The 10,237-nt window shown below is 29.8% G+C and carries 8 protein-coding genes; all 8 read right to left on the bottom strand.

Annotated features, from left to right (window positions below; all coding sequences use genetic code 11):
• Positions 1-198 precede the first annotated feature (198 nt).
• Positions 199-1,506 carry a lanthionine synthetase C family protein gene (locus GW534_RS14715; protein ID WP_161921744.1) on the bottom strand — a complete coding sequence of 436 codons (1,308 nt, stop codon included), beginning with the start codon at positions 1,504-1,506 and terminating at the stop codon, positions 199-201.
• On the bottom strand, positions 1,475-3,304 hold the full coding sequence (locus GW534_RS14720; protein ID WP_161921745.1) for an ABC transporter ATP-binding protein: 1,830 nt from the start codon (positions 3,302-3,304) through the stop codon (positions 1,475-1,477). The genes GW534_RS14715 and GW534_RS14720 overlap by 32 nt, the downstream gene beginning before the upstream one ends.
• A gap of 103 nt (positions 3,305-3,407) precedes the next feature.
• Positions 3,408-6,539 (bottom strand): lantibiotic dehydratase, encoded by a 3,132-nt coding sequence (locus GW534_RS14725; RefSeq protein WP_161921746.1) that lies wholly within the window; start codon positions 6,537-6,539, stop codon positions 3,408-3,410.
• A 281-nt stretch (positions 6,540-6,820) separates the two neighbouring features.
• On the bottom strand, positions 6,821-6,988 hold the full coding sequence (locus GW534_RS14730) for a gallidermin/nisin family lantibiotic (protein ID WP_161921747.1): 168 nt from the start codon (positions 6,986-6,988) through the stop codon (positions 6,821-6,823).
• A gap of 350 nt (positions 6,989-7,338) precedes the next feature.
• Entirely contained in the window at positions 7,339-7,776 is a 438-nt protein-coding gene (locus tag GW534_RS14735) for a NisI/SpaI family lantibiotic immunity lipoprotein (RefSeq protein ID WP_161921748.1), read from the bottom strand.
• A 37-nt stretch (positions 7,777-7,813) separates the two neighbouring features.
• Entirely contained in the window at positions 7,814-8,602 is a 789-nt protein-coding gene (locus GW534_RS14740; protein ID WP_161921749.1) for a lantibiotic immunity ABC transporter MutG family permease subunit, read from the bottom strand.
• A gap of 1 nt (position 8,603) precedes the next feature.
• Complete coding sequence (locus GW534_RS14745) at positions 8,604-9,347, bottom strand: lantibiotic immunity ABC transporter MutE/EpiE family permease subunit (RefSeq protein WP_161921750.1); 744 nt, start codon at positions 9,345-9,347, stop codon at positions 8,604-8,606.
• A gap of 18 nt (positions 9,348-9,365) precedes the next feature.
• Positions 9,366-10,055: a lantibiotic protection ABC transporter ATP-binding protein gene (locus GW534_RS14750; RefSeq protein ID WP_161921751.1), complete on the bottom strand. Its 690-nt coding sequence runs from the start codon at positions 10,053-10,055 to the stop codon at positions 9,366-9,368.
• Between the last annotated feature and the right edge of the window lie 182 nt (positions 10,056-10,237).

The raw sequence follows: 10,237 nt of genomic DNA on the forward strand, positions 1-10,237 counted from the left end.
AATTAAAATACTATAAATACAAATAAACTCCTTGTATTGTAACTATATTTTTCTCTTTTCAACTTACATTAAAAAGCCTTATATAATTGAAGCATGATCCCCTAATATTATCAGTTATAAGAACTGACTTTCTTAATAGGTGATCATGCCTCATATAGATTTTCCTAAATATTAAAGGGTCATGCAATATAAGTAACTTTAAACTTCCGATAATAGAAACGCACTATCCCAAGAGGTTTTTTTGCCGTTTATGATAGCTAATAATGTTAATAAAACACCTGCTGTCCCATCAATTAAACCTACATAATCATAATACTTTTTTTCACCTTCACTATCTTCAATATTTTTAAAACCAAAAGGATACTCTTCTTTATAAAAACCTAAGATATCATTAGCTAATTCAAGTGATCTTTTTCTAAAATAATCAATATTCGTTTCTTCAAAAAATCTTTGACAAATATAAGCAACACCTGATAAACCATGGCAAAATGAAGGTGAATATATATCATAAAGGCGGTTACTAGCCATTTCTAAACCATTGACTGCAAAATCAATATACGATTGATTTTCTAATGTTTTTCCAGCTATTAGTAATGAGTATGCTACACCTGGAGATCCGTAACACCATGCATCTCTTGTATATTTATTAATAATAGTACCTTTTTCGAATTCTTCAAGGGTTACATGTGTACCCCAATACACCTTATCCCCTTCTTTAATACGATACTTGATAAGAAATTCTGCTAATTTTTTGATACATTCATCCTGTCCATCTACATAAATATTAAGTTCTTTCGCATTGCTTAATATAATTAATAACGCGGGTATTCCATGGGACAAACCAATATTGAAAAAACCATCAGATGAAATACTCCTATCCCTTTCTGAAAAATAATTTTCAGGAGGGATAAACCATCCTGGAACTTGCAATTCTCCAATTTGCTTATCCTGGCACAATTCTACTATATACTCTAAAATGCCAGAAATGGTTTTTTCCATTTCTTTTGGGAAAAGCATACTGTAACTTGCAATTCCCGCTAATCCAGTAATTGAATCATAATCTTCCATGTTCGGAAACCTTTTCATTTTTAAATATTCAATTATTCCATAAGCTTTTTCACTAATAATATTGTTGATATTAGAAATAAAGTTTTGGTATCGAGTCCCTTTTTTAGATAAGCATGTAGCTGCAAGCCCGATTCCCGACAATCCACTAAACATAGATAATGAGGTAAAACCATATTGATTAATTTGTTCTCCAATCCGCATCATATATCGATGTCCAATTTTATCCCATTCTCCGTCGGGGTATTGTTCGGATAATTCACCGTAAAGTGCACATAATGCAGGCAATCCATGACTTAAACTCAAATCATTATAAGGATTGATAGTTTTGTTTCCAATTTTAATAAAATTATTAGGTTGATTAACAATTGACTTCATTTTTTCATAATCTGATAACTTTTCTGCTATATTACAAACTAGCTCCTTCACTGAGATATCCATATTCCACCTCATTTTGTAAAGTTTCTAATTCATACATCCTTCTATAAATATCATTATTATTCAATAGTTCATGATGAGTTCCAATCCCTATTAATTCTCCTTCATTCATTACTACAATTTTATCAGCAAGCTTTGCCGTAGTTAATCGATGTGAGATAAATATGCCTATTTTATCTTTTGTCATATTCATGAACATATCAATTATTTCTTTTTCTGACAAAGGATCTAGCGCTGAACTTGGTTCGTCTAGAATATACAAAGACGCATCCCTAAAAAGCGCTCTAGCTATAGCCACTTTTTGCCACTGTCCTCCAGAAAGCTGTACACCATCAACAAACCATAGACCTAACTGAGTATTTAAATCCGATATAAAATCCACATGAGCTTTTTCTAATGTTTGTTTTAGTTCTCTATCATTTTCAATTCTTGTTATATCACCAAAGCCTACATTTTCTCTCAATTTCATTTCATACTTGACAAAATCTTGGAATAACACTCCAATCTTTTTTCTCAGTTGTGAAGTATCTAAATCATTGATAGATATTCCGTTGTAATAGATACTATCATTTTCATGGATATATAGTTTTAATAATAATTTAATCAGAGTACTCTTTCCTGATCCATTAGGACCAACAATGGCTATTCTTTCACCTTTACTAATCTCAAGATTAATATTTTTTAATACAACTTTAGGATTTGTTGGATAACTAAATGTTAAATTTTTTATTTTAATATTTTCGATGTTTTCTATACGTAAAGAATGTTTATCCTCTATATATATTTTTTCCTCACTCAATTCCATAAACTCGAAAAACTGATTAATATATAGGTTATTTTGATACAAAGAATGAATTGTATTTAATATTTTTCTTGAATTATTAGAAATCAAATTTAAAGCTTGGATAAGCGCAACAACCGTACCAACAAGTATTTCTCCTGCTAATGCTGAGAGAATAACTATCACTAGCACAATATTTATACATATTTGTTCAACTATTTCAAATATAAACGTGAAAACTGTTCTTCTTTTAAATAGTTTAATATCCTGCCTTACAAATTTTTTATTTATTTCTTTGAACTGGTTTAATATATATCCAGAAAGATTATAAAGTTTTACTTCTTTAAATGTATTATCTCTAGTCATTAAGTAAGATAAGTACCATGATTTTCTTTTTTCAGGGGCACGCAACCAATTTACATTGAATTCTCGTTGACCGATTTTAAAAAAGTAAAACGAAAAAATAACTGGTATAATGATTAATATTGTTAGAACCCAAGGCTTCCAGTTAATTAAAATCATAACTGATGAAAAAAGAGTCACGATGGCAGATATTGTACTTAGTATAGATACAAAGACTTCAAATGGTTTATAGGGTGTTTCATTTTGAACTCTTTGTAACTTATCATAAACTTCGGCATTTTCAAAATGTTCCAAAGGCAATTTTGTACACTTTTCCATTACTTTAAGATTAAGTTTGTAATTAATTAAGGTTTGAAATTTACTCTGGTAATATTCTGTAAAACTACTAATTATCTCACTAAATACATTGGCAGAAATATAGAATATTAAAGCCCATACGATAATATTAATATCTTTGAATCCAATCGAATTTAGTAAGTTTTGAGAACCAAATAATGTAATAATTGGTGCAATCCCCATTAATAAACTAAGAAAAATAATTATATAAAAACTTTTTCTATTCACATTCTTTATGAGAGCTAACGTTTTAGGAACCATCTTTATTGAATTAATAATGTCTCTCATAGAGACGTGATCATCATATTCTTTTATATTCATATTAATTCAATCCCCACATGCTAGATTTTTATTCCAGCTATTAAGTATTATTTTAACAATACGTTTTGAATGAGATGATACTCTAAGATTCTGGCTCACTTTATTATTGAAATACTAATCTATTCCTCTTAATATATCTCAATGCATATAAAGTATGTGAGACTAATGTTCGAACCTTATTTTCAAAATCGCGATCGATACCAAATAATCTATTACAATGTAGATGTATTACGCTATCCAAAATCGATAACTCTGATGAAGTCTCCAAACCTTTACTAATCTCACTTACATAGTCTTTTATAATTGTGTTTCTCTGATTTAAGATATTAAGTAACAATTCCCCCTCATCAGTTCCCCTTAATCCTTCCCAATTATTGTCTGTATTACATACATTCATATAATAAGATCGGTTTTGTTTGAAATCATCACGGTAATCCGATTTATTTACTTGCTGTTGTAGAAAATGCAACTGGCTTTCAAAATCTAAACCAAATTGTTCCATATAATGAATGATTGAGATCATCCCAATAACTTCGTCACTAAAATTAATACTTTTTAATCGCTTTAGCCTCAATATATCTTCTACTACTATGCTATCAAAACAGAATAAAGTTTCTGCATAGTTTATTAATTTCGTTCCGCCATAGCGTTCTATTTCTTTTTCATAAGTATCAATAGTAAAATGACTAAGCAAGCCTTTTTCAATCAAGGATCGTAACCATTTTTTTATATCTGGATACATATTTAATAGTTTCTTTTCAGTTGAATTAAATCTTAATCTAATATGTGGTTCTGGATCTGCATATCGCATAAAAAAGTATTTTTCAATCTCTCCCTTAGTCAATTTGTCACGTGAATACTCTGAAATATGGAATGCAATTAAGTCTTCCGCACTCGAATTAATGCCATACAATTTTAAATACATCCAATCCTCAAACGGTAACTTCAATCTCGTTTCAGCTATACTAGAAACACTATTCGACTTTTTGTTTTTAAGATATACTTCATTATTTTCTTTTTTAATTTTAACTAACGGAATAACTAATTCACATATATACTCTTCCTCTGCAAGATCATTTACTATGTTATAATTCGCTTCTTCAAAAGAACATAATATAATATTTCCTAATCTATTATTATATTCATGATGAAGTATACGAATGCAAAATTCATTTGTCGTATTGATAAGTATCCTATTATCCGCAAATGTTAAGTAAACATATTTCGGGACATTATAATCGGATATGAATTTTTCAAAATGATACCGAAATTCTCGAAAATCTAACTTCCTTTTTTTGTTGATAATCTTATTTAACACCCATTTTTGTGGAGAAATAACGAAATTTTTATATTCAATTTTGGGGATGAAGGGATAGTCATTATAGATCGTATCCCAAGGGAAATTAAACCAAATCTTTTTCCCTTCTAAACTTACATCATATAGAAAACGAATTGCATTTGGGGCTGTTCGCGTATTTAGCATATTATTCATGGTTATAATTAACTTTTTATTTAAAGCCTTACTTTTAGCATAAAACTTATCATTTTCTATACCGATTAGAATATCATTTAAACTTAGTCTATGAAATTCATCCTTACTACTGTTTGTAAATAGTGCAAGTTCATATTGACTGCTATGAATATTCCTTGTGACATTTGCATTCCTTGTTTCACTAGGTAAATAGACAACTTCACATGTTATATAATCATCATTATTTAAATTCGTAATTTCATCGTTTAATGTATCAAATAATTCCTTCTCGCCTTCCATCATATAAGAAAATCTGCCAAAACTTTTTCCAGCATGAGTAGCACCTAAATTTGGACCGAGATAGTATTTATATTTATTATTAATATAATCGTCCTCAGAATCATATTTGACAATCACATTAACATCTACGGAATCAGGTATACTATTAAAATCATAGTTGTCTAAGCCTAATTCTTTTATATCTTTATCATATAATTTTATACTCTCATTATTTTTAACTGCATCTACATACTTTGCTAATAAGAACTGCTTTAGTTCCTCATCAATAATATTATTAGTAACAGAAGTCTCTATCTTTGAGTTTTTAGGATTCTCATAATCTGTAGGGGCACCTATACCAAAATCATTATCTAGCATCTCTAATAATGGTATTTCTCTATCGACACCATATTTTTCGATAAAAGTTTGCTTATATCTTGAAAATGGAGTATCTGCCTCATAATACGTCATTGAAAACGACAACAGCATACTCAGCAATTGATTTAAATCTTTTATTATTTTTTTATTTAACTTCTTTTCTATTAGATTTAGTTTCGTATCAACTTGCAGTACATGTTTAGTTTTTGCCAACTTAACCATTTTCTTATACAATTCCATGTAAACTTCTTCACCTTCACCTAAAGGTGTACTAGTATATTTCTCAATATAATTTTGTACATCTATTAATTCAGAAATTAATTCATCAATATTACATTTTTTCAATTCCTTTAATAAATAATCAAGTTGATCCATTACTGTTAAAGGGGGACGAAGATTAGAAATTAAAAACTCATTTTCAATTAATTGTTTCAGAAAATGTTCAATTCTATCTTGAGTGGTATTTTGAAATTTTTCCATTAAGGTACGTGTTAACGTTTTATAGGATATAAAGTTACTAGCTAATTTATACGTTAGTTCAAACGGCGAGGTCACTCTGACACTAATCTCACTAACCTTCTTTTCGTTCTCTTTTAAAGTAGAATGCAATAAGAATGCACGTTCTCCCTTAAAATATATACTATCGTTAATTTTAAAACGTAATTTTTCAAACTGAGTATTTTCTATGCGGTTCACAATCTTCATCAACCATTCTAAATCGGGTCTAGCAAATTTTTTATAATTATTGTGGCCATGCTTAATGGAAGTATTATCTTTTGTATATTCACCAAAGTCTATTCCTGCAAACAGACCAAACGGCGTAGGTCTCGTGCACATTCTTATTAAATATTTATAAACTGCTCTAAGAAAATAATCATACTTCTTAATATTTTTGCCATCACAAAAATCATTCAGTTTATTATATAAACTTTTACTTGCAACCAATATACTTTCCCTAAAGACAGGATTATTACAAATCTCTAACAAATGAGTATTAAGTTCCTGATCAGAAAGTTGTTTATCAAACAATTTAGAGTAATTCTCCATAGACAGTGTTGATGTCCTAATCATAAACGTATCAATATCTTTGTAAATCAATTTACTCATAAAACAAATCCTCCAATCAGTACTTCACACTTCATAAAATGAATTACAAATTTAATAATCACTCAAAGAATGAAAGTACATCTTTTAACTTCTTTTATCTTATTGCACTAGCTAGCAAACAATTATATACATTGCCTTGAATAGTTTTGAAATACAAGAATTGGTTAAAGCATATTTTACTGAAACTACTATTGGATAAAATATATATTATAAAATTACCGCCAGCATTGAAGCTGGCGATAAATAAATCATGATGTTTATGACTAAATAAATTCAGAAGATTAACATCGAACGCAAGAATTACATGATGCACAGGATTGTGTAAAGCACATTAAAACACCTGTAATACAACCTGGAGTACAGAGAGACTTACTAGTAATATTTGGTTGTACTGAGTTATCCTGTTTTTTAACAACAATGTCTAAGTCAAAGTCATCGTACTTAGCCATTTTTAATGCCTCCTTTCTATTTATACTATATATTTGATTAACTACTGTTATTGAGAGTAAATTTCTTTCTCCTCTCAATTCGAGTAGTTAAATCCTAAAAATATTCTTTTCATGTAATATATAAAAAGAAATTCTAATGTTTTTCTAAGGTTTTTGTCTAAATTACTCATATTTTCATTATTTTTTAATTTATTTGACATGATATGGAAATATTAATTGTTTATATCGGTAGATAACGAAATTGTAGCTCATACACTAATAATTAAAATTAAAACTCCTTGCAATTGAATTCGAGAGGAGATTCGAATCAAATTACAAGGAGACTTTAATCAAAATCGAACTAATATAATTTATTTTTTTATATTCGATAAATATATCTTATTATTTATAACTACTGCGACTTTTTTATCCTGATCTATACCATTAACGCTATACACCCAACCAAAATTTAGGTAAACTCTTTTCTCATCATTATCATTAGGAATAACTTCAATCTTTCTTAGATCATTTTTTGTTAGAATCTCGCCATCATCATTAATAGTAATACTTTTTGAGACTTTTCCGACTGGTTTATTTAAATCGCTTAAGGCTACCTCTGTTTCACTTATTTCATATGTTTTGCCTTCGTAGCTGATTTCTTTGAAATTTTCCATATTTAATTCATACTTAGGTAATTCTTTTTCAATAAGCATATTGTGTGTAGCTGTTTCTTTTATATCTCTTAAAATCGAACAGCCAGTTATGAGTACGAGAGCAATCAGCAAAAAACATAATATTAACTTTTTCATCTGATTTTATCCAACCTCTTTTCATCCAAATCGTTGATTACTCATACGACTGCTTCCCCTCCCAACGATTGAACCAAAACACACTAATTATGGTTACAATTAGAAATATAACAATCGCTGGGAGTAACCCTTTTATTAGCTCTTGAATGTAAAGTTCTGACATTTGCAAACCAAAATTATCCCTTATCTCTGGCATTTTTAACATAGGTAGTTGGGATAGTCGAACAGGCCAAGCCCAAGGAACAAATGGCCAAATCTTATCTCCTAAAACCGTTGCTCCAATAATAGCTGAAATAAGAAAGCCGATTCCCCCAATAGCAATTGATGTCCCCATTCCAATGGCAAAACTCGTGAACAAATGTAAGGTAATTAATATTAATGACCCTATTAACGTCAATAAAACCCCTTGCATAAATAATTCATATTGTATTTTTTCAACGTGTAAAATGTATTTCATTCCTAAAAGGATTAAAATAGTTGAGATAACCAAATCAACTATTATGAAAAAAGTAGTTAAGGAAAGTTTTCCGAGGTAAAGTTTTTTTCTTGAAACTGAGCTAACTAATAAATTATAAAAACCTCCTGCCCTTTCTTCTTGGAATGAAAAAAGACCAGTAATTAAAGAGATGAGAAAAGGTAAAAATATGGATAGCACTTCAAAATATCCATTATAAATGTTTATTTGCCATAATGAATCATGATTGTAACTAGAAAAATACCATAGCATAAAGACTGGATAAACAATCGGTATAGTAAACACAATTATCCGAATCGATGTCCTTTTTGTTTTTATCCATTCAGAGGAGAGAACTTTAAAAAATGACATTTCAGTTCACCTCTTTTTTCGAAAACCAAAAGGCGGTTACATATGATAAACATATAAAAAGACAAACAGAAACAATAATCCCTGTTGGAATTACTGAAGGATCTAATAATGAGTTCCCATTTTCCAACGGTACCCCATTCGGATGAACACCAACAATCGGAGCCATTAACCTCATTCCCCAACTCCACGGATTATACACCCAGTATGATTCTGAAGCCATAACAACACCACTTACAATCCCCGTCACACTAACAATAATCGAGAGCACCATTCCAAATTGCTCTGCTAAAAACAATGTGATTGGTATATAAATCAATGAGGTCAACCAAATTGTAAAGCTAGCTGTTATCACAACAAAAACGGAGGTTATAATATCCGGGAGTATTATTTTGAATAGTAATAGTATAATGAGTAGTACTAATGTAGACAGTAACAGATAAAAAGCTATGACAATAACTTTACCCAACCAGAAACGCATCATACTAATATCATGGCAACGAATAGCTTTATCATTTCCCGACTTTTTTTCCCTCGTAATCGAGAGTGAAGAAAGTAACGCTGTCCCCAACGGCATAAATAATAATGGCCACCAATTGAATACAGTGTATACATAATAATCAACTGAACTAGTTATCGGAAACGTAATTGCTGCATAAATAACAAAGAACAGAGGTGCAATGTAAATAAGCTTTTTTGAAACAGTTCGTTTATATTTTATTTGTTCCGATTTTATAATATTTAACATAGCTCAAACCACCCTTCATCAACTACTGACTATTTCTATGAAGAATCTTTCTAAATCTTTATTTTGATCTATTTCACCTTGGAATTTCAGTTGCCCATTATGAAGAATGCCTATATCGTCAGCTAATTGTTTCACTTCGAATAATATGTGACTAGATAAAATAACTGTTATCCCTTGCGATGGAAAAGATCTTATAATTTTTCGTAAATCTTTAATTCCTAAAGGATCAAGTCCATTGGTCGGTTCATCGAGAATTAATAGCTTTGGTTTATTTAGTAATGCAATCGCAATTCCTAACCTCTGCTTCATTCCAAAGGAAAACTGAGATACTCTTTTTTTTCCTAAATTATCTAAACCAACAATGTCTAACACTTCTTTAATTCTTGATTCTGATAAATGTAGTAGTTTTGTGTGGACGAGTAAATTCTCATGTGCTGTTAAATTTCCATATAGAGCTGGTGTTTCAATAAGAGCTCCGATTTCCCTTAAGTGACTTCTATTCCATGCATGACCATTAATCATGATTTCTCCGTTTGTAGGACGCAAAAGCCCTGTTAACATTTTTAAAATTGTTGATTTCCCTGCACCATTTGGCCCAAGTAGTCCATAAATTGTATTTTTCCTAACTTTTAATGAAACGTTATTAACCGCTAGTTGTTTTCCAAATCTTTTACTTATATTATTTGTTTCTAAGTAGTATTCTCTCATTTCTATGCTCCTTTCCTAGTTAAGAAGATTTTTAACTTTTTCATGCGAGATGATATCTGGCTTATTGACGTGGAACATTTCCCTAGTTTTCTCAACGTCAAGACATCCCTTATTTACCTTCCTTCTCACTCCAATGTCATCGTAACGTTTCAATATAAAGTTTTTATAATGTTTTCCTGAAC

It is taken from the genome of Pallidibacillus pasinlerensis (assembly GCF_009996845.1).
Taxonomy (GTDB): domain Bacteria; phylum Bacillota; class Bacilli; order Bacillales; family Caldibacillaceae; genus Pallidibacillus; species Pallidibacillus pasinlerensis.